Source organism: Halopseudomonas salegens, from assembly GCF_900105655.1.
Lineage (GTDB): Bacteria > Pseudomonadota > Gammaproteobacteria > Pseudomonadales > Pseudomonadaceae > Halopseudomonas > Halopseudomonas salegens.
Map to the genome: position 1 here is coordinate 1,667,851 of NZ_LT629787.1, position 20,094 is coordinate 1,687,944.

The 20,094-nt window shown below is 57.9% G+C and carries 16 protein-coding genes; 4 read left to right on the forward strand and 12 right to left on the reverse strand.

Translation table 11 applies throughout. The annotated features are described in order from the left end of the window. Positions 1 to 20: 20 nt before the first annotated feature. Together BLU07_RS07475 and BLU07_RS07480 are read left to right on the forward strand one after the other, a co-directional pair. Positions 21 to 1,736, forward strand: a complete 1,716-nt coding sequence (locus BLU07_RS07475; RefSeq protein WP_092385653.1) for a GspE/PulE family protein — start codon at positions 21 to 23, stop codon at positions 1,734 to 1,736. Between the two features lie 37 nt (positions 1,737 to 1,773). After that, on the forward strand, positions 1,774 to 2,268 hold the full coding sequence (locus BLU07_RS07480; RefSeq protein ID WP_092385655.1) for a copper chaperone PCu(A)C: 495 nt from the start codon (positions 1,774 to 1,776) through the stop codon (positions 2,266 to 2,268). A 10-nt stretch (positions 2,269 to 2,278) separates the two neighbouring features. Here the strand turns inward: BLU07_RS07480 and BLU07_RS07485 are convergent, their stop codons facing one another. From BLU07_RS07485 to BLU07_RS07540, 12 genes are all read right to left on the reverse strand, one after another. After that, the gene (locus tag BLU07_RS07485; RefSeq protein WP_092385657.1) at positions 2,279 to 2,911 is read right to left on the reverse strand and encodes a trimeric intracellular cation channel family protein; all 633 of its coding nucleotides are present in this window, start codon (positions 2,909 to 2,911) and stop codon (positions 2,279 to 2,281) included. Between the two features lies 1 nt (position 2,912). Continuing rightward, a complete protein-coding gene (gene gorA, locus BLU07_RS07490) occupies positions 2,913 to 4,277 on the reverse strand; it encodes a glutathione-disulfide reductase (protein ID WP_092385659.1) in 1,365 nt (454 codons plus the stop codon). Between the two features lie 77 nt (positions 4,278 to 4,354). Then, complete coding sequence (locus tag BLU07_RS07495; protein ID WP_197675084.1) at positions 4,355 to 5,140, reverse strand: metal ABC transporter permease; 786 nt, start codon at positions 5,138 to 5,140, stop codon at positions 4,355 to 4,357. Further along, entirely contained in the window at positions 5,127 to 5,723 is a 597-nt protein-coding gene (locus BLU07_RS07500; RefSeq protein ID WP_092385661.1) for an ATP-binding cassette domain-containing protein, read from the reverse strand. Before BLU07_RS07500 ends, BLU07_RS07495 begins: the two co-directional genes overlap by 14 nt. After that, positions 5,716 to 6,624 carry a metal ABC transporter substrate-binding protein gene (locus tag BLU07_RS07505; protein WP_092385663.1) on the reverse strand — a complete coding sequence of 303 codons (909 nt, stop codon included), beginning with the start codon at positions 6,622 to 6,624 and terminating at the stop codon, positions 5,716 to 5,718. Before BLU07_RS07505 ends, BLU07_RS07500 begins: the two co-directional genes overlap by 8 nt. Before the next feature lie 91 nt (positions 6,625 to 6,715). Next, positions 6,716 to 8,008, reverse strand: coding sequence for a zinc-regulated TonB-dependent outer membrane receptor (locus tag BLU07_RS07510; protein WP_092389669.1), 1,293 nt, complete (start codon positions 8,006 to 8,008; stop codon positions 6,716 to 6,718). Between the two features lie 158 nt (positions 8,009 to 8,166). Further along, complete coding sequence (locus tag BLU07_RS07515) at positions 8,167 to 10,353, reverse strand: OsmC domain/YcaO domain-containing protein (protein WP_092385665.1); 2,187 nt, start codon at positions 10,351 to 10,353, stop codon at positions 8,167 to 8,169. Positions 10,354 to 10,428: 75 nt separating this feature from the next. Then, positions 10,429 to 13,602: an efflux RND transporter permease subunit gene (locus tag BLU07_RS07520; protein ID WP_092385667.1), complete on the reverse strand. Its 3,174-nt coding sequence runs from the start codon at positions 13,600 to 13,602 to the stop codon at positions 10,429 to 10,431. Next, positions 13,602 to 14,681, reverse strand: coding sequence for an efflux RND transporter periplasmic adaptor subunit (locus BLU07_RS07525; protein WP_197675085.1), 1,080 nt, complete (start codon positions 14,679 to 14,681; stop codon positions 13,602 to 13,604). Before BLU07_RS07525 ends, BLU07_RS07520 begins: the two co-directional genes overlap by 1 nt. Positions 14,682 to 14,839: 158 nt before the next feature. Next, on the reverse strand, positions 14,840 to 15,520 hold the full coding sequence (locus BLU07_RS07530; protein ID WP_092385671.1) for a nitroreductase: 681 nt from the start codon (positions 15,518 to 15,520) through the stop codon (positions 14,840 to 14,842). A 171-nt stretch (positions 15,521 to 15,691) separates the two neighbouring features. After that, complete coding sequence (locus tag BLU07_RS07535) at positions 15,692 to 17,068, reverse strand: hypothetical protein (RefSeq protein ID WP_157719119.1); 1,377 nt, start codon at positions 17,066 to 17,068, stop codon at positions 15,692 to 15,694. Positions 17,069 to 17,250: 182 nt separating this feature from the next. After that, positions 17,251 to 17,748, reverse strand: coding sequence for a hypothetical protein (locus BLU07_RS07540; protein ID WP_092385675.1), 498 nt, complete (start codon positions 17,746 to 17,748; stop codon positions 17,251 to 17,253). 323 nt (positions 17,749 to 18,071) lie between these two features. Here BLU07_RS07540 and BLU07_RS07545 point away from each other — a divergent pair, with 323 nt between their 5' ends. After that, positions 18,072 to 19,322, forward strand: coding sequence for an MFS transporter (locus BLU07_RS07545; protein WP_092385677.1), 1,251 nt, complete (start codon positions 18,072 to 18,074; stop codon positions 19,320 to 19,322). A 114-nt stretch (positions 19,323 to 19,436) separates the two neighbouring features. Beyond that, positions 19,437 to 20,090, forward strand: a complete 654-nt coding sequence (locus tag BLU07_RS07550; protein WP_092385679.1) for an ABC transporter ATP-binding protein — start codon at positions 19,437 to 19,439, stop codon at positions 20,088 to 20,090. Positions 20,091 to 20,094 lie beyond the last annotated feature (4 nt).

A 20,094-nucleotide genomic window follows, 5' to 3' on the forward strand; every position in this document is an offset into this window, starting at 1 on the left:
ATCCAGACCCGGTGAAAGCAATGACGATAAAAAGCCGAGAGGCGCTCAATCTCCGCCTGAACAATTACCGCGCCGAATTGCCGGAAAAACTGCTCGGACAGATTCTGCTCGAACGCGGACTGATCACGCCCGATCAATTGAAGGCCGCACTCAACCTGCAACGCAAGCAGCCCGTCAAGTTGCGCCTGGGTGAAATGCTGTTGAATATCAACGCCATCAACCAGGAACAACTGAGCAGCGTAATCGCCGAGCAACTGAAAGTACCGGTGGTCGATCTGGCCGAATTTGACCTGGATGACGGCCTGCTTGCCCTGTTGCCCGAAGAAATCGCCCGTCAATATCAGGTAATCCCCTTGATGGTGCATGCCGAACGGCTGATTGTTGCCTGTCCGGACCCTACCCAGCACGAATTGCTGCATTTGCTCGGCTTTATAACCGGCAAACCCGTGGAAGCGGTTTTGGCCGATACGCAGGCGATCGAGCATGCGATCAACATGCACTACGGCACGGTGGCAGCGGATGTCTTGCCGGAGGATGAGACCCGGGAACCGGTGCTTTCATTGCAACAGATGAAGCAGTTGGCGGAAGACAAACCGACCGTGCGTTTTGTTGATAACCTGCTGGAAGATGCCATCAGCCGGCGCGCCTCGGACATTCATATCCGCCCTGACGAGAAAGAAGCCAGCATCCAGTTCCGGGTTGATGGTGTGCTGCTGGATATTCGCAAGATCCGTCGCGCCGCCCTGCCCGCCATCGTCAGCCGCATCAAGATTGTCGGTGGCATGAATATCGCCGAACGCCGCCTGCCACAGGACGGACGCTACATGGTGCGCATGCACGACCGGGTGATCGACCTGCGTCTGTCGATCATGCCCACGGTGCATGGTGAAAGCGTGGTCATGCGCATTCTGGATACCAACCAGAGCATGAAAAAGCTCGAGGATCTGGGCTTTTCCGAACAGGATGCCGCGCGCTTTCGCCGGCTGGTCAGCCTTAACCAGGGCATTTTGCTGGTCACCGGCCCAACGGGTTCGGGCAAAAGCACTACCCTGTACGCAGCCATCAATGATATTCGCAACACCGGGGTCAACATCATCACGGTGGAAGATCCGGTCGAATACCAGATCGAGGGCATTCGCCAGATTCAGGTACGTTCCGGCATCGGCTACACCTTTGCCCGCGCCCTGCGCCATATTCTGCGACATGACCCGGATGTGATCATGGTCGGCGAGATTCGCGACCATGAAACCGCCATGATGGCCAGTGAAAGCGCGCTGACCGGACATCTGGTCCTCAGCACCCTGCATACCAACAGTGCGTCCAGCACAATCACCCGGCTGCTGGAAATCGGCATAGCGCCCTATCTGGTCAACGCTACCCTGATCGGCGTTCTGGCTCAGCGCTTGGCTCGACGCAACTGCACTCACTGCCTGACCACGGAAAAAGTCCCCGATCATGTATTGCAGGCGCTGGGGCTGGATAGCCGGGAGACCTTCAAGACAGGTGCAGGCTGTGAGCACTGCAATGATCGTGGTTATGCGGGCCGTATTGCCGTTTATGAACTACTCGAAGTCACACCGAATCTGCGCCGACTGATCCAGCCGGACGCCGCCGCACAGGATATCGAAGAGCAAGCAATCAGCGACGGCATGCGACCACTGACTCAAGGCGCACTGAACCTGGCCCGGCAGGGCGTAATCTCACTGGCCGAGGTCTATCGCGTGCGTCTGGAATAAGGCTACACTGCGGGCAATCATTAACAAGGGGATTTTCATGCGCCATTTGCTTACAGCCGCCCTGGCTACTGCTGCTCTGCTCGCCCAGCCGTTGCTGGCCAACGAATACAAGCATGGTGATCTGTCTATCGACAATCCCTGGTCGCGCGCAATGCCCGCTGTCGCTCAGACCGGTGCGGTCTACCTGACGATCCGGAATGACGGCGACAAGACAGACACCCTTCTCAGTGCCAGCACGCCGGCTGCCGGTAAAACCGAGCTGCACGAGCATGTTCATGAAGACGGCCTGATGAAAATGCGCGAAATGTCTGAAGTGATCATTGCCGCAGGTGAGACCGTCGAATTCAAGCCCGGTGGTTATCACGTCATGCTGTTCAGTCTCCAACAAGAACTGTCAGCCGGCAGCGAACTGCCCCTGACACTGATTTTTGCTGAAGCCGGTGAAATTGAGGTTAGCGTTCAAGTAGTACCGAGCAGGGGTAGCCATAATGATCGTCGGCCGAACGAGCACGGCAACGACCACCAGCATTAATAATGCCTGTTTATTGCTCAGGGGGCTCCCGATCGAGCAAATGAAAACGCGGCAACCCCAGATGCCAGCGGATTGCCGCCAGCCGAATGATCAGTACGACCGCAATCGCCAGTTTGACATCCAGATTGAACGGCCAGTTGAACGGATGCAGCAGGATATAGACAAGTGACCCGGCAATGCAGGCGGTGGCATAGATTTCCTTGTGGAAAATCAGCGGTATCTCGTTGCAGATGATGTCACGCATTACGCCGCCGGCAACACCGGTCATCACGCCCATGATCACTGCTGCGCTCCAGGGTACGTCCAGCTGCATGGCCACCTGGGTACCAATCACGGTAAAGACCGCCAGGCCAAGCGCATCGGCTACCAGCAAACCGGTTTCATGGATCGGGTGAGTCAGGCGCACCCAGAGCACAGTACCCAGCGCCGCCATTACCGCAACCAATATGTAGACTTCATTACCAATCCACAGCACCGGATAATTGTTCAGGATCACATCACGCAGGGTACCGCCGCCCAGCGCGGTAATGATGGCGATGACCATCACCCCGAACAAGTCCATCGACTTGCGCCCAGCCATCAAAGCACCGGTGATGGCAAATACGGCGACGCCAAACAAATCAAGCGCATACAACCAGGTCATGTCAATCGACTCGAACGGGTGTACGCATGGTGACAAACTCTTCCGCCGCAGTGGGATGAATACCCAGGGTCGCATCGAACTGGGCCTTGGTAGCACCGGCTTTCATCGCCACAGCCAGCCCTTGCAGCATCTCGCCAGCTTCCGGACCAACCAGATGAATACCCAGAACCTTGTCGGTGGCCTTGTCGACCAACAACTTCATCAGACTCTGCTCATCCCGCCCGGCCAGAATATTGCGCATCGGGCGGAAACGGCTGACAAACACCTTGAGTGCATAGCCCTGCTCGCGGGCCTCCTCTTCACTCAAGCCCAGCGTGGCGATATTCGGAATACAGAAGACCGCGGTGGGAATATTCGCGTAATCAACCGGCACATAATCCTCTGGCCCGAACAAGCGCCTTGCCAGTGCCATACCCTCGGCCAGGGCCACCGGGGTCAGTTGCAGGGTATCGGTCACATCACCAATGGCAAAAATCGCCGGATCACTGGTCTGGTACTCAGGATCGACCGCCACAAACCCCTTGTCATCCAGCTGAACATTGGTGTTTTCCAGCCCCAGACCATCCAGCTTGGGCCGCCGGCCGGTGGCATAAAGCACTAGATCGGTCTCAATGACTTCGCCATCCTGCAGGGTCACTCGATAGCTGCCGTCTGCCGATTGATCAATACGGGCCACATCACTGTTGAAGCGCAGCTCAGTGCCTTTCTTGTGCAGCATCTCAGCCATATGTTCGCGTACTTCACGGTCAAACCCGCGCAGGAACAAATCACCGCGATAGAGCAGAGTCGATTCGCAACCCAGACCGTGAAAGATGCTGGCAAATTCAATCGCGATATAACCACCACCGACCACCATTGTGCGCCTGGGCAGCTCCTCCAGGTAGAACACCTCGTTGGAGCTGATGACGTGCTCGCGACCCGGGAATTCGGGAATGAACGGCCAGCCGCCGGTGGCAATCACAATGCGCTCCGCGCTGTAAGTCTTGTCCCCTACCGCGACCGTATGCGAATCAATAAAGCGGGCGCGACCATCAATCAGGGTTATCCCGGCCCCGGTCAGCATGCCCCGGTAAATGGTATTCAGGCGCTGGACTTCAGCCGTCTTGTTATCACGCAGGCGCTGCCAGGTAAAACCGGCTGCCGCCAGGTCCCAGCCATAGCCCGCTGCGTCCGCCAGGTCTTCGGCAAAATGCGCTGCATAGGCGAACAGTTTTTTCGGCACACAACCAACATTCACGCAGGTGCCACCCAGGTACATATCTTCCGCCACCGCAACCCGGGCACCATAACTGGCCGCAATCCGGCTGGTTCGTACACCGCCTGACCCGGCACCAATGACAAAAAGATCAAAATCGTAACTGGACATGCTGACTCCTCATTCAGGACTGCCACAGCATACCCCATCCCCTATGCCATGTGGATGGGTGAGCGCCGCACAAGGGATCAGCAAGAACGCATGCGCAGCTTTTGTCCGCCAACCAGTACGCCCATCAAGCCCAGTTGAAGCAGCACAAGCACAGGTGCAAAGGGTTGATCCAGCCACAGGCTGACCACCCAGGCGCAGACGAAGGCCAAAAACGCCAGCAGCTGACTCCAGACCAGCAGGTGCGTCAGGTTCTTTGCCACGCGTGCAGCAGCCCAGGCCGGCAGCAACAAGGTTGCCATGGCACCCGGTACACCCAGGGCCTGTGCCCCGACCACAATCACCAGCACCAACCAGCCGAGTTCCAGTGACCGCCAATACCAGGCAAGACCAGGCTGGGCGCTGATATCCGGCTGCCGCTGTGCCCAGAGCCAGACCCGGCGCAACATCGGCAACACGATGACGGACAGTGCAACCAGGGCAGTAACCCGGACCAACTCGCGAACCCCGGTGAAATAGAGCTGGCCATCGACCCAACGCGCTGCGGCCAGGCTGGCTTGTGAGATATTTGCCGCCAACAGGGTAATAACCGCCAGACCGGCGAGAAACAGAGTCAACGACAAGCGCTCGGCATCATGCCAGCGTCGCTGGATGGCCAAAGCCAGCGCAGCCAATACCAAGGCCGGCCACAATACCGGAATGGCCAGCACCGAGGCGGCCACACCGCCAACTGCGGCCCACTGGCTGACGGCAAACACTTGCCAGACCGACCCACGCAACAAGAGCCCGACTCCGGCCAGAGTCAGTAATATCGTTGTCAGCAGACCATTGACCAGAGGCAGCAAAAACCAATCATGCAGACTCAAGCAATTGCTCCATCGGGGTAGCAGTAAAACCCAGGGCGGCCATAAACTGCTGATCATGACTGGTCAGCAGTAACGTAGACGTCGCCGGCATGGCGTGAATCAGCTGTACCGCCGTAGCACGCACCTCGGCATCCAGATGATTGGACGGCTCATCGAGCAGAACCAGCGCAGGCCGTTTGGCGCTCAGCGCCGACTGCACTACCGCAGCCAGACGCAACAATTGCCACTGACCGCCACTCAAGCGGTCCAGGCGCTTGTTCAGCAAGGGCTGTATCAGCGGTGAATCCGGCACAGGCGCCTGCATGGCCGAAAACCAGTCACGCCCGCTGAGGGGCCAGGGTGTCGGGCGTGGATGCTCCTGGGCCAGATAGCTCAGTGCGCTGTCCGCCAGATGCAATTCACCCGCAAACACCTGCGCCCGCCCGACCAGGGCCTGCAGCAACAAGGATTTGCCACTGCCATTGGGGCCGGTAAGCAGATGGCGTTCACCGGCCTGCACGCGCAAGTTCAGCGGTCCCAACAAGGGCCGCTGAAACCCCAGGGTCAAGGCCTTGCAGTGGACCAGGGTGCGCGAATCAGTCATCGATAAAGACACGGGTCCATTGCGCCAGCAGACTCAGATAGCTGTCCAGTGTCGGCTCTGCCGGCTCCAGTGGCAAAGGATGCACAGACCAACCCAGCTGTTCCTGCAGATAGCGCCCACCGCGTTCCGGTTGAAACACCGCAAACAGTACCCGACCCTCGGTACCCGCCAGGCTATCCGTCAGCTCACGCAAATGCCGCGCCGTTGGCGGAATTCCCGGCACCGGCTCCAGATAGCCCACGACCTCGACCGGCAGCCATTCGCTCAGATAATCCAGGTCTTCGTGATAGGACACATAACGCTGACCGGCAGTTACGCTTGCGGCCAGATTGTCCGCCTCGCTGTGCAGGCGAGCAGCGAGCCTTGTTGCCTGATCGGCAAAATACGTCGCCTGCGTGGGCTGCAACTGCCCCATACGTTCAGCCAACGCGACAGCCAACGTCGCCATACGCCGTGGGTCGAGGGTAAAGTGCGGATTACCCTCGGCATGCACATGGCCCATATTCGGACCATCCAGGGTAATCGACTCCCGCAGACGCAAAAAATCTGCCGCACGAAAATGCCCGGGACGACCTTGATTGATCCCGGGATTGGCGGAACCGCTCAATGCGGCTGGCAACCAACCCTCTTCCAGACCAGCCCCCACTGAGAGCAGCAGATCGGCACGCCGCATAGTCGCCATATAGCTGGGCCGCGCATCCAGGTAATGCACATCCCGGTCAGCCGGTGCCAGAACACGTACGCTGACCTGATCACCCCCGATCGCATTGGCCAACATGCCCAGGCTCGGCGTCGTCGCTACCACCCGCATCTCGGCGCTGGCTGACTGGGCCAGCAACGCGCTGCCCGCCAGAATCAGCACCATGCAGGGCAACTGCAAATACCTGTTGATAAGTCGCATGCAAATCTCCGTAAAAAAGCCGGTGTGCCCTGTTCAGGCTGCACCGGCGTCAGGCAAGAACGGTCGCAGACGTCCCTGTCTACAACAACAGTCAGAAAGAGTGAGCACCGTGAGCGCCCAGCGCCACATTGAGTTGCAGCATGAACTCCAGGCCCCGACCCGGATTGTGATCATGCTCGTGGTCATCATCATGACCATCCGCAGCAAAATCATTACGGCTCAGCTGGGCGCGCAGAAAGACCGGTTCGATTGGACGGAAGGTCAACTGTGCACTCTGCCGATAGGATGTCTTCAGGCTGTTGACTGCTGTCGGGTGGGAGCCGACCACATCGTTGGTCAAGCCCAGCGCTTCGGCGCGCAAACCAACCTCCCAACGGGGCGCAATACCATACACCGCTTCCAGGTACAGGCCGTCCTGGCGTTCGCTGTGGTTATCACGCTTGTCCCAGTGACTATGGTCATCATGGGCATGCTCTACGTACTCGGTGAGGTCACGGCGCATATAGACGTATTCACTGGCCAGCTTCCAGTTGCCATGCCCGTAACTTTTGCCGGCATCGTATTTGTACACAGCATCCAGACCGGCAAACCAGGCATCACCTTCCAGACCATGGGCATGGTGACCGTGGTCATCCAGGCGGCCATACTGGTTTACGTAACCGGCAGAGAGGCCGTATTGGGCGGCATGCTGCGCACCCAGATCCGGGCCGAATTTGGCAAAGGCGGTCATCATGCGTGGACCGCTACTTTCGCTGACCGGCAATTCATCGTTGAACTGCGAGACGGTATTGTCCTGATCACCCTGCAACAATTCCACACCCAGCCGGGTGTAGCTCGCAGTGGGAGCCAGCCAGTTGACCTGAACACCCGTGTCTTGCAAACCATGCTCGCCAAACAGGTATTCGTTGACCATAGGACGATCAACAAAGTCCCAATCGTGACCGTGCTTGCTGTTGATGTAACCGATATCGGACAGGAACTTGCCAGCCTTCACCTGCAAGCCAGCAGGCAACGAACGCGTGGTCAGGTAGGCCTCTTCAACGTCGAAGTCGCTGTCATCAAAGCCGATCAGCAAGGTACCGTCCATGAAGTCGCCCAGACGTGCCTGGAGAGCCAGTTCCGAATGGCCCATATTGAAGCCGTCATCAAATCCATGATCGTGACCGCCATGACCGTGGTCATGGTCATCGTGACCACCACCGAAACCAGCTGGTGACGCGTTGCCCTCGTCGATCTGGTTGTAATACACCCCTTCCAGAATCAGCGAAATATCGATATCGACATTTAACGCCGAACGCTCCTGGGAGGCCGACTGCGCCAGCACGGAGGTGCTGAAGGCCAAAGCGGCCAGGGTTGCAGCGATGGGAGTTGGGGAAAATTTCATAATGGATTGACCTATTGGTAACTGGGTTTCAAAGCGGATGTGATAATGTAACATTACGCCTGACAGGTCAACCTTGCATTGAACTTTTGCACAACAAAAACGCCCCGAGCCAGGCGTCTGGCTCGGGGCATACATAACTCTCTGATGAAAAGACGGGCTTACATGGCAGCGCGGGCTGCCCGTGCCGCATGCAATTTCTGATAGCTCTCAATCAAGCGCTGATGCTTCTCGAGGCCTTCCAGTTGCATACTGGTCGGTGTCAGACCATGAAAGCGAATCTCGCCCTGAACCGAGCCGACCACGGCTGCCATGGTTGCTTCACCAAACATGCGCCCGAGGTTGAAGAGGAAGTCATCCAGCTCCAGCTCATCATCCAGCACGATCTCAAGCACCGCACCGACTGCCTGATAGAAAAGTCCACGTTCCAGCGTGTTGTCGTTGAACTGCTGGAACATCTCCACCCGCTCCAGGGCCTCTTCATGCTGCTGCAAGGCCAGATTGATCAGCAGTTTCAGCTCCAGAATGGTCAGTTGCCCCCAGCAGGTATTCTCGTCAAACTCGATGCCGATCAGGGTAATGATATCCATATGTTCATCGATCTGGCTCTCCTCGAGACGGTCCAGCAAATCGGCCAACTGATCATCATCCAGTGCGTGCAGGTTGAGAATATCTGCCCGGTAGTCCAACGCCTTGTTGGTATTGTCCCAGATCAGATCCTCTACCGGATAAACCTCGGAATAGTCGGGTACCAGAATGCGACAGACCGGGGCGCCCAGGTCCTCGTACACCGCCATGTAGGACTCTTTGCCCATTTCATCAAGAATACCGAACAGGGCTGCGACTTCTTCGGCATTGGAGCCTGAGAAATCCCATTCACAAAAATCCACATCCGCCTTGCTGCTGAAAAAGCGCCAGGACACCAGCCCGGACGAGTCAATAAAATGCTCAACGAAATTGTTCGGTTCGGTCACCGCCATACTGTTGAACGTTGGCGGCGGAAAATCATTCAGGCCTTCAAAGCTGCGGCCCTGCAAGAGTTCGGTCAGGCTGCGCTCCAGAGCCACTTCAAAACTCGGATGCGCGCCGAACGAGGCAAACACACCGCCGGTTTTCGGATTCATCAGCGCCACGCACATCACCGGGAACTGGCCGCCCAGCGAAGCATCTTTTACCAACACCGGAAACCCTTGAGCCTCCAACGCCGCGATACCCTGAACAATCGCCGGGTATCTGGCCAATACCGCCTGTGGCACATCCGGCAATGCCAGTTCTTCTTCAATAATCTGCTTCTTCACTGCCCGTTCAAAAATTTCCGACAGGCACTGTACCTGCGCCTCGGGCAACGTATTGCCCGCACTCATGCCATTGCTCAGGTACAGGTTCTCGATCAAATTGGAAGGAAAGTACACCACCTCGCCATCCGACTGGCGCACAAAGGGCAGCGAGACTATGCCCCGCTCCACCTTGCCGGAGTTGGTATCAATCAGGTTGGAACCACACAATTCCCCTTCCGGGTCATAGATGGCGCGGGTGTACTCATCAAGAATCTCCACCGGCAAGGCATCATCCGGGCCAAGCTGGAACCACTTCTCGTCGGGGTAATGTACGAAAGCGCTGTTGGCGATCTGTTCGCCAAAAAACTGATCGTTGTAAAAGAAGTTGCAGCTCAGCCGTTCTATGAACTCACCCAGTGCCGAACACAGGGCGCTTTCCTTGGTCGCGCCTTTGCCGTTGGTAAAGCACATCGGCGAGGCAGCATCGCGAATATGCAGCGACCATACATGGGGCACTATATTGCGCCAGGATGCGATCTCGATTTTCATTCCCAGCCCGGCCAGAATGCCGGTCATATTGGCGATGGTCTGTTCCAGCGGTAAATCCTTGCCTTCAATCCAGGTCGCCCCGGCCTCATCCGGTTTGCCCAGCAGCAAGGCCTGGGCATCCGCATCCAGATTGGCAACGGTTTCAATCTGAAATTCCGGGTTGGTCTGTACGACCTTTTTTACGGTGCAGCGATCAATGGCGCGCAGAATACCCTCGCGGTGTTTTGCCGACATATCCTCCGGCAACTCAACCTGAATCTTGAAAATCTGGTTATAGCGATTCTCCGGATCGACAATATTGTTCTGCGACAGGCGAATATTTTCCGTCGGGATATCCCTGGCAAGGCAATACACCCGGACAAAATAGGCGGCACAGAGCGCTGATGAAGCAAGGAAATAATCAAAAGGGCTGGGCGCAGACCCGTCGCCCTTGTAACGAATGGGTTGATCAGTAACGACAGTGAAATCATCAAACCTGGCTTCAAGTCTGAGATTGTCGAGAAAGTTTACCTTGATTTCCATGAGCACCCGGCCAGCAGAATGAGTTGCAGCGGTAACGCTGTCAGTGCTCCATTGTCCGGGTTTAGCGCCTGCTTGTCATGGCTGGTCTTGAGGAACAGCCGATTGCCGTCGTTCCCGCCAGTGCAACGCAACAATCGTCAAGGCTGGCAGGAAAGTCAGAGTAACGATGGCGGCGCCCAACAGCCCGAACAGCACAATCGCGCCAACACCACGATAGAGCTCGGTCCCCTCCCCCGGAAGGAAAACCAGAGGCGAGAGTGCGCACAGGGTCGTCAATGTGGTCATGGCAATCGGTCGCAAACGGGTTTGCACCCCAGCCAGCACGGCATCCACTACGCTTACGCCTTTGTGACGCAGGTTCTGCCGCGCCTGATCCACCACCAGGATCGGGTTATTCACCACGGTCCCCATCAGAATCAGAAAGCCCAGCATGGTGATCATGTCGAAGGGCTGGCGCAATGGCTGCAACCCGAACATCGGCAATAATCCTCCAACCAGATTCATCAGCGCCAGACCAATGATGCCACCCGCCACCCCCAGTGGAATGGCCGTCATGATCAGCAAAGGGAAACCCCAATGGGCAAAGATCGCTACCAGCAACAGATACACGATGGCGATGGCAATCAGAAAGTTGCCACTCAGTGCGTCACGGGTGGCGTTGAGCTGGTCGCTGGCCCCGGAAATATCGACATTGACCGCAGCGGGTAGCTCTCCACTGGCACGCATGTTGTCCAGCAGCTCGGTGCGGACGCGCTCTACCCCCGCCTCCAGCGGCACATCCGGCGGCGGAATAATGTTCAGAGTCACGGTGCGCCGGCCATCGACCCGCCTGACCGTGCTGGTATCTACCGTTTCATCTATCTGCGCCAGGCTCGACAACGGCAACGCCTGGCCGCTGGCAGTATAAATCTGCGTGTCGGCCAACTGGTCCAGTTGCGGATCGCGGCCCTGGCTGCCATACAGATAGATATCGATTTTCTCGTCATCAAGGAAGAAGTCATCTACATAGGCCCCTTCCGTCAGCGCTGCCACTGCGAAACCGATCGCCCCGGTGCTCAGCCCAAGCTCTGCTGCGCGCTCCCAGTCTGGCCGGATCTGGATGAGTGGCTGAGCAAGCGTCAGGGTAGAAGGCTGGCTCTGGATTCTGGGATTATCGAAAATCTCCCCCGCCCGGCGATAAGCCGCATTGGCTGCCTGGTAGACTTCAGCCAGATCGGCTCCGGAGATATCCAGATTGATACTCCGGGTGCCACCATCATTACTGGAGATGATCGAGCCTTTGGCCGCAAAGGCTCGCATGCCCGGGAACTGCCGATAAAACCGGGTGATTTCATCCATCAGCGGCTCGATGTGGCGTGGGTTCAGGGTTTCCGCGATGATCCTGACCCGGGTTGGCGATACGCCCATATTCAGATAGGCCAAAGGCGGTACGCGGGTTTCACCGCTGGCATAGGCCTCACCATCCGCATTCACGTGCGGCAGGAAATAGTCTTCTACCTGCTGGGCAATTCCCTGCATTTCAGTGAGGTTGTAACCCGGGGGCGCAGTCATGACAGCAAAGGTTTTCGGTTCTTCACCCTCGGGCAGGTACTCCGCTGGCGGGGTCAAGAGCAGGATGACCAGCAGGCTGCCCAGCACAGTCGACGCAATAACCAGTGCGCGACGCAGCGAGCCGGTTGCCAGCCAGCGTACCCAGGACATCAGGCGCCTGGACCAGCCGCCGCCCGTCACATTACCGTATTGGTCAGTGACGACCTCGCGTCGGCCAAAATCCAGCCGCGCACACAGGGTCGGAATCACGGTAACGGCAACCAGCATGGACGCCAGAATGGCCGCCGAAATGGCGATGGCGACATCCGAATACAGCTGTCCCGCCTCCTGCTGAATAAACAAAATCGGCAGGAACACCAGAATGGTCGTCGCGGTGGAAGCCAGCACAGCCGGCCAAACTTCCCGCACCCCTTTTAGCGCTGACTCGAAGCGGTCCAGCCCGAGTCGCCGATGTCGTTCGATGTTTTCCAGCACCACAATGCTGTTGTCCACGGTCATGCCGATGGCAAAAGCAATACCGGCAAGGGAAATCACGTTCACTGTGCGCCCGGCCAACAGCAAACCGATAAACGCTGCAATAGCACACAGGGGGATACCCACCACACCGGCAAAGGTAGCGCGCGCGGAGCGCAAGAACAGGAACATCACCAGAGTGGCAAAGATGGCGCCGATACCCAGATTGGTCCAGACATTGGCAACCGATGCTTCAACATAGCGAGCGTCATCGGACGTCAGCCCGAGCTGCATGCCAGCGGGTTCCAGAATCTCCCGGTTGATTGCCGCGACCTCGTCCATCATCGCGTGCTTGATATTGATTACATTCGAGCCGCTTTCGCGCCTGACCTGCAGGCCCAGGCCCCGCTGACCATTGATGATCGACAGGTCGCGTATCCGCGAATGGTCCTGACGCACGCTGGCGACATCAGCCAGGCGAATCACGCTATCGCCACGGCGGGCTATCACCAGGTCTTCAAGTGCCTGTATATCGGCAAAGCGTCCGACCGTGCGCAGCAGGTACCTGCGCTTGCCGGCGTCAATCTCGCCGGCGGAAACATCCCGATTGCGCGCACTGATTGCATCACGCAAATCTGTCAGCCCCAGACCCCGCTGCGCCAGTGCCGCTTCGTCCACGGTAATCTGTATCTGGCGATCAGCACCGCCACCGACAGACACTTCCGAAACGCCGGGTACGCTTTCCATCCGAGGCCGAACACGGTCTTCAATAAAGTCGCGCATCAGCTCGATATCCAGCTCCCGAGGATTCCCCTCAAGGGTGAACACGCGAAAATACATGAAGGCATTGGATGAGAAAGAGGCTGCCACAATGCGTGGCTCATCCACATTGTTCGGATATCCGGACACCTGGCTCAGGGCATTGTTGATCTGAATCAGGCTTTCATTGATGTCGACGCCGAACGGAAACTCCAACTCGAGCTCTGCTGCGCCGCTGGAGGCGGTCGCAACCATCCGGCTCAAATTGGGCACATTGCGCAGGTAGCGTTCCTGCTCCACCAGGATTTCTTTCTCGATGTCCTGGGGTGTAGCCCCGGCCCAGCGGGTTTCAACGCTGACTGTTCGCACCTCCAGATCCGGAATCATCTGAACCGGGATACGCATGGCGGCCGCCGTCCCGAGAATGGCGACAATCAGAGCAATAACGGCAACCAGGGTCCCATGGCGAATAATGCCGGCGAACATCAGTTATCCTCACCGGTAGCCAATTGCACTTCGAGTCCTTCACTGAGGGACTCATTGCCACGGGTAACCACGTGTTCGCCACCCTGCAGCCCTGACAATACCTCAACCTGCCCGGCGAAACCGGTGCCCGGCCTGATACGCTTTTCACTGACCACAAAGACACCTGACTGATCAGTTGGCTCGGCCAACCAGACTGTCACCCGGCCCTCAGGGTAACGGTTAATCGCATCCCGCGGCACAGTAAAGCCCTGCTCTCCCGTCGTCATTCGCAGCGTGGCCTGCATCGCCATGCCGGGCAGTACATCCACATCCTCCGGTGCCACTGCCCGCAACAGAAAGGTCCTGGCTCCGGAGTCGGTTACCGGCACCAGGGTATCAATGGTTGCTTCAATGCGTTCGCCCGCATGGTGCAACTGCAGAACCGAGCCCTCGTTGATACGCGCGTAATGGACCTGCGGCACCTGAAAATCCAGGCGTATATTCTGGGTATCGACCAGCCGCAACAACTCATCGCCGGGTGCGACCCATTCACCCAGATCACTCATGCGCTGACTGACTACCCCGGCAAAGGGTGCCTTGATACTGTGCCGTCGCAGAGCTACTTCATGGCGGTTGCGCTCTGCTTGCAAGCGCTTCAGCTGGGCCTGCGCCGACGCCACCGCACTCTCACGGGCACTGACTTCAGTCGCCGCAATATTGCGCCCGGCACCGACTGACTGCGCCTCGGCCAAGCGACGACGCGCCTCAGCCAGATCGACCCGGCCGGCATCCAGTGCAGCGTCAGCCTGTTCCAGTTCCAGTTCCGCCTGTTCGTCATCCAACCCTATCAGCAGGTCACCAGCGGCAACATGATTGCCCGGCTCGACCGAGACCCGGTCAAGCAAGCCGGCCACCGAGGTCGACAAGCGTGAAGATCGCATGGGATTGGCGGTACCATTCAGCAACACCTCAACGATGATGTCCGTTTCGGTGACACGTTCGATACGCACTTCAGGACGATTGTCAGCGGATACACTGACAATCGGGCTGCAGAGCAGGAGCAAGGGAACAATCCACCAACCTGGCAATAAGCGACGCAAACCTGATTCCTCGGATGAGAGCATTTATTGACTATCAGGTTACAGCAGCCGGATTAACCGTACTGCTGCTGCAGCCTGATAAATTGCAACAGAATACTCTCATCAAAAACAAATAATAATCAATTGCGTTTCGCCCGCGTTATGCTACTGCGCTCTGCCTATGCCTCGTCAAAGCCAACGAATGCAGCCACCTCATTGACTGAACGACGCCTGGAAACCACCGCATTGGCCGGAAAACCCTCATCCGGGTAGCCCATGGCTACACAAATCATGATCACCTGATCTTCGGGAATGCGGGCATGCTCGCGTACCACCGGCGAATGCATGATGCCCTGACTGTTCACAACACAACCCAAACCACGGGACCAGGCGGCATTGACCAGGCCGTTGACCAGTGCACCACAGTCAAACTGGGCGATGTCTCCATCCTTGAGTACCCGGTCATAGGTCACGACAATGGACACCGGTGCATCAAACTGCCGGAAGCCACGCAGTATCCAGTCCTGACGCTTTTCCTTGTCGTCACGGGCGATACCCATGGCCTGGAAGAGTTGCACGGCGATATCGACCTGCCGCTGTCGGTGTTCCCCCTCGTAAGTGCCAATACCGCGACTTTCCTTGGAGGGCGGCACACCCTTGAGCATGCGTTCGGTATTCTCGGCACGGATACGATCGAGCGGTTCACCGCTGACCACATGCAAATGCCATGGCTGGGTATTCATTGAGGAGGGTGCCCGCGTGGCCAGGGCAATGACTTCCTCGAGCACACTGCGCGGGACCGGCTGCTGCTTGAATGCACGGATGCTGCGACGCCCGTTTACCACCTCATCGTAATTCACCCTTGATCTCCCCTCGCCCATCAGATTGATTCAAAGCGCCGATCTTACGTTCAGTGATCACCCCGCGTCACGCCGTAACAGCCTGAACAATATCGCCTCAAACAGGCTGGTGATAAAAGCCCGCGACACGACAGTCGGTGATTGGCATGCAAGCACGCCTTGGGCCGAGGGTTACCTGGCCGCCTCAAGGACAATCTTCAAAGCCGTTTCCGGCATCGCCGGACTGTCCGCTGACGGGAATCGGGACATGAAATCCATCCGCATGCTCAACCGATCAGCATCGGCGCTGAAATGGGAGATGTACTTGAAGCGCGGATTCCTTTCGATTGACTCATGCATCACGTCAAGCTTCTGCCGCCCGACGTAATCCCCCTCAATACTTAGTTGATCAAGGAAAGTACGGCTCAGTACGCCGGAAACCACATAGACACTATCACCCTGACAAACAGCGTGATCGATTGGAAGACCGGGCTCAAAGCGCCAATCCGGGCTCGCGGACTGCAAGAAAACACGGCTGCCCATATTTTCCAGAGTCACGCCCGCGTCGCAGCCGGTCACCTTGTTTGCCATATCCTCCTGACTGACGGGACGGGAAACCACCGCAGGTTCAGTGCGCATGTGCCACCCCGCAAACAGCTCATTCGGGGCGGCAACGTTGCTGAGCGGCTTCAACACGTCCCGGAAAAACTCAGCCGCGTGCTGGCCCTGCCAGCCACGTGGAGTATCTGTCGACCAACCGGACGTGGACCGCTGCCATAGCTCGCGCTCAGCCATCAGTTGGTCAGCCTCCTCGTCACGCAGCGTCCAGACCACCCTGGTCGGCCAGCGTTTGTGCTCGGCATTAGCCTGCACATGTTCCCGGATGACATAACGAGACGTTCGCCCTTCCCGGGGAAATGACAGCAGACGCCTATCCACCAGGGGAATATAGGTTCTATCACGGTAGTGAATCCGGGCATAAGGTACCTTGCCCAGATAAGCCAACCCCATAACCGGATGCCCGTCGTCCGTGCTGTTTTCCACAATCAGGGTCACATCCCCGGTTTGTGCCCTGGCATGAACCACCGCTTCAGGTGGGCTGGGTCTGACCAGGTACCCGATGCCGGGGCTCACCACTATCACGATAGCGACAAGGCCCAGCGTACGTCGTTCGCCGGTACTGGAAGCCCGGACAACCTGCCAGCAATAGTGCAAAGCTATTATCACCGGCCCTGACACGACTGCACTTAATTCCAGATGGCTAAAATCGCCGCCAAACACACCCAGCAGCGTGCTCATCAGCAGCGGCGACATGGCAAGCAACCCGAGCATCAGCAAGGCGGTGACTATCAGCCTCAGCCGTGACTCGGTACACGCTGGCCTGCATGCTGTCGCCAGAATCAGCCCGACCGTGCCCAGCCAGGCAAGCAGACTGAGCAGGGCATTCCAGCCAGCACCGCCGGTCAGGAAAATCAGGCTCAGAACCGACAGTACCAGGGCAGGCAAAACACCCAGGCACACATACAGAACCATTCTGAGCAAACGCCGTAACACGCCGTTCGGCTCCATCAGGTCAGGCCACCGGGTAACAGGAATACGCAGGCAAACGAAGATGTCAAAGGATTCTCTCGGCGTCGATAGTTACTGGTCGAATGGTAGCTTGTGCCATCCTGTTGATGAACCCTATGCCACCAGCAAGATGACATCTGGGAGCCTCCGAGCGACACGGGATACCCTGCCGCAGGGTATTGTCAGTTGTTGAGATAAAACCCGTAGCCCACAGGCCACATTATCGCGATAGCGACAAGGCCGAGAAGGCATCGTTGCCTGACGCTGGAGACCCGGACCACTTGCCAGCAATACTGGAGGGCCAACAACGTCGGCCCGAGCAGAATCATCAACAACACCAGGAGGATCAGCACGTGGACGCCCGGATCGACCACTGAAAAATAAAGCACAATCGCAAATCCAATCACTTGCGGTAATATCAAACTCAGCCCGAACATGAGCAAGACGGTAATAAGCCCCCTCAAGCACCACCCTATTCGGGATGGCTGGTAGAAGATTGCCAGAATCAGCCCGGCTGCGCCCACCCAGGGGATCACAGTGGTGAACGGGCCATAGCCGTGCTTGATATCGTTCGGAGCAAAAAACTGAACCACCAAGGCCATCAGCAAGGCAGGCAGTACACCTGCAATCAGGAATAAAGCCGGGCGAAGCGCTTGCCATGCCTCGTTTTTATGTGTCATCAGACAAAGCCTCCCTGCAGGATGCATCTGTAGATAATTGCGTGCGTCAAAGGGCACAGCAGAGGCATCAGATTCATATTCCGTCCCTGGTCTCAAGATAACACCGCCATCATAGCGCTCCTGCTCTACTGCTGACAGTCCGGCCTTGATACCCGAACATCAACAGCTTCTATGCGTTACCCTCAGCAGCCCGCGATTGGGCAAAAACAAGTACCCTTAGGCTTGAGCTGTAATGAACGCCCTCAGGCTGGATCGGTTTGCAGCAACAGGGAAAAGATCGCCAGCATCCTGCGACGACCCCACCAACCTGGAAGCGAGCCACGATGCATCAGAACACCCATCGCCCGAACATGATCATTACCGTACTCTGCGGCACTCTGACATCGCTGGTTGTAATCGGCTTCGCGCGCCTGGCCTACGGCATCATCCTGCCATCGATGCGCACAGATCTCGGCTTGTCCTATCAGCAAGCCGGTATTCTCAGCACGGTTACCGCCCTGTGTTACGTCTGCTTCGTTCTGGCCGGGGGCCTGGCAGCCGCGCGTTGGGGTGCCAAGGCCTCCATCATGTTTGGCATGCTCACGGTCACTGTGGGGTTCGTCGGCCTGGCATTCGCCACGAACTTCTGGCTGGTGATGGCGCTGATGGGACTACTGGGTTTTGGTACCGCTTTCGCCTTTGCGCCCATGGTGGCCTTGCTGGCTACCTGGTTTCCCGATAAACGCGGCCTGGTAATCGGTTGCATGACCAGCGGCGTGGGGATGGGCGTTCTGGTATCCGGCGTTCTGGTGCCCTTCCTTTTCACCACATTCGGTGAGCAGGGTTGGCGAGTCAGTTGGGGCGCGTTTGCTGGCGCCGCCCTGTTCGTATCCATCATGATCGGGCTATTCGTCAGCAACCCACCAAAGGCGACCACCAGCACTGCCGGCCAGCTGCCGTCAGACCAGAAGTGGCTGATCTACCGCAACCCACGGGTACTGATCGTCGCCACCACCTACGGCATCATCGGCCTGAGCTATATCGTTCAGACGGTGTTCATGGTCAGTTTCATGGTTGAATCCGGCCACAGCGAAGCCATTGCAGGGCGCTATATGGCGATGATGGGGCTGATGTCCATTGCCGCAGGCCCGCTGTGGGGCTGGGTGTCTGACTTCTGGGGCCGGGGCAACGCATTGACGATGTGCATCTTTCTGGTGATCGTGGCCATGGTATTGCCGCTGGTTGAGCAGAGCCTGCCCTATTTCTTTGTTCACTTCCTGATCATGGGCGCTTCCGTGAACGGGTTGTTCGCGATGATTCAGACCAGTGCCACGGACCAGGTGGCACCCCGCTACATCCCCATCGCCTTCAGCTTCGCGACCCTGTTCTTCGCCTTCGGCCAGTTCCTCGGCCCGGCCATTGCCGGCTGGCTGATCGAAACCACCGGGGGCTTCACCGTCGCATTCAGCCTCACTGTGTTGGCGCTGTCAGTGGGCTTTTGCCTGACCCTGCTGATCCGCCGTTTTCCCAGGGAATGGGCGGTAGGAGAGCCCGACGCGGTGCCGTCCGCTGAAAACCCGGAAAGAGCGCACTGAAACTCGGGAGAGTGTTGCCAATCGTGTCTGCGCGTCGTCGGCTTTGCAGCGAGCGTGGCATAGTGTCGTTTGATCCGAGCAAGCCAGGGAGCTCCCGTGTCCACCAGTGTGCAAATGAGCGGCATTCACCTCTCCTACCCCACCGAGTCAGGGACTGTCGCGGCACTCAAGGATGCCTCGCTCAGCGTCCCGCCCGGTGAATCACTGGCCATCACCGGGCCCTCGGGCAGCGGCAAGACGTCCTTGCTGCTTCTGCTGTCCGGCCTCGAACGTCCGGACCGCGGTGAAATACGGGTAGGCAGCCAACGTCTGGGCGACATGGACTCGAATGCCCTGGCTGACTGGCGCAACGAGCACCTTGGCATCATTTTCCAGTCATTCCATTTGCTACCCGGCCTGAGCGCACTGGGCAACGTCAGCCTGCCGCTGGAAATTGCCGGGCAAGCCCACGCCCGCGAGCGTGCCCTGACCATGCTGGATTCGGTCGGGCTGAGCCATCGATTGCAGTACTACCCCACACAACTCTCCGGTGGCGAGCAACAGCGCGTGGCGATTGCCCGGGCACTGGTGCATCAACCCAGCCTGCTGCTGGGCGACGAGCCCACCGGTAACCTGGACCAACAAACCGGTGAAAAGGTGCTGTCATTGCTGTTCGATCTGCACCAGCAGAGCCATTCCACTCTGGTGCTGGTAACCCACGACGAGCGCGTCGCCGAACGCTGCCAGCACCGGGTCAGAATGGATGGTGGTTGCCTGCATGCGCTCTGAGGCC

Coding starts and splice junctions, on each gene's coding strand:
- BLU07_RS07505 (WP_092385663.1), bottom strand. CDS start 6,624: ATGCGACTTATCAACAGGTATTTGCAGTTGCCCTGCATGGTGCTGATT.
- BLU07_RS07515 (WP_092385665.1), bottom strand. CDS start 10,353: ATGGAAATCAAGGTAAACTTTCTCGACAATCTCAGACTTGAAGCCAGG.
- BLU07_RS07475 (WP_092385653.1), top strand. CDS start 21: ATGACGATAAAAAGCCGAGAGGCGCTCAATCTCCGCCTGAACAATTAC.
- BLU07_RS07540 (WP_092385675.1), bottom strand. CDS start 17,748: ATGACACATAAAAACGAGGCATGGCAAGCGCTTCGCCCGGCTTTATTC.
- BLU07_RS07520 (WP_092385667.1), bottom strand. CDS start 13,602: ATGTTCGCCGGCATTATTCGCCATGGGACCCTGGTTGCCGTTATTGCT.
- BLU07_RS07550 (WP_092385679.1), top strand. CDS start 19,437: ATGAGCGGCATTCACCTCTCCTACCCCACCGAGTCAGGGACTGTCGCG.
- BLU07_RS07535 (WP_157719119.1), bottom strand. CDS start 17,068: ATGGAGCCGAACGGCGTGTTACGGCGTTTGCTCAGAATGGTTCTGTAT.
- BLU07_RS07545 (WP_092385677.1), top strand. CDS start 18,072: ATGCATCAGAACACCCATCGCCCGAACATGATCATTACCGTACTCTGC.
- BLU07_RS07485 (WP_092385657.1), bottom strand. CDS start 2,911: ATGACCTGGTTGTATGCGCTTGATTTGTTTGGCGTCGCCGTATTTGCC.
- gorA (WP_092385659.1), bottom strand. CDS start 4,277: ATGTCCAGTTACGATTTTGATCTTTTTGTCATTGGTGCCGGGTCAGGC.
- BLU07_RS07480 (WP_092385655.1), top strand. CDS start 1,774: ATGCGCCATTTGCTTACAGCCGCCCTGGCTACTGCTGCTCTGCTCGCC.
- BLU07_RS07510 (WP_092389669.1), bottom strand. CDS start 8,008: ATGAAATTTTCCCCAACTCCCATCGCTGCAACCCTGGCCGCTTTGGCC.
- BLU07_RS07500 (WP_092385661.1), bottom strand. CDS start 5,723: ATGACTGATTCGCGCACCCTGGTCCACTGCAAGGCCTTGACCCTGGGG.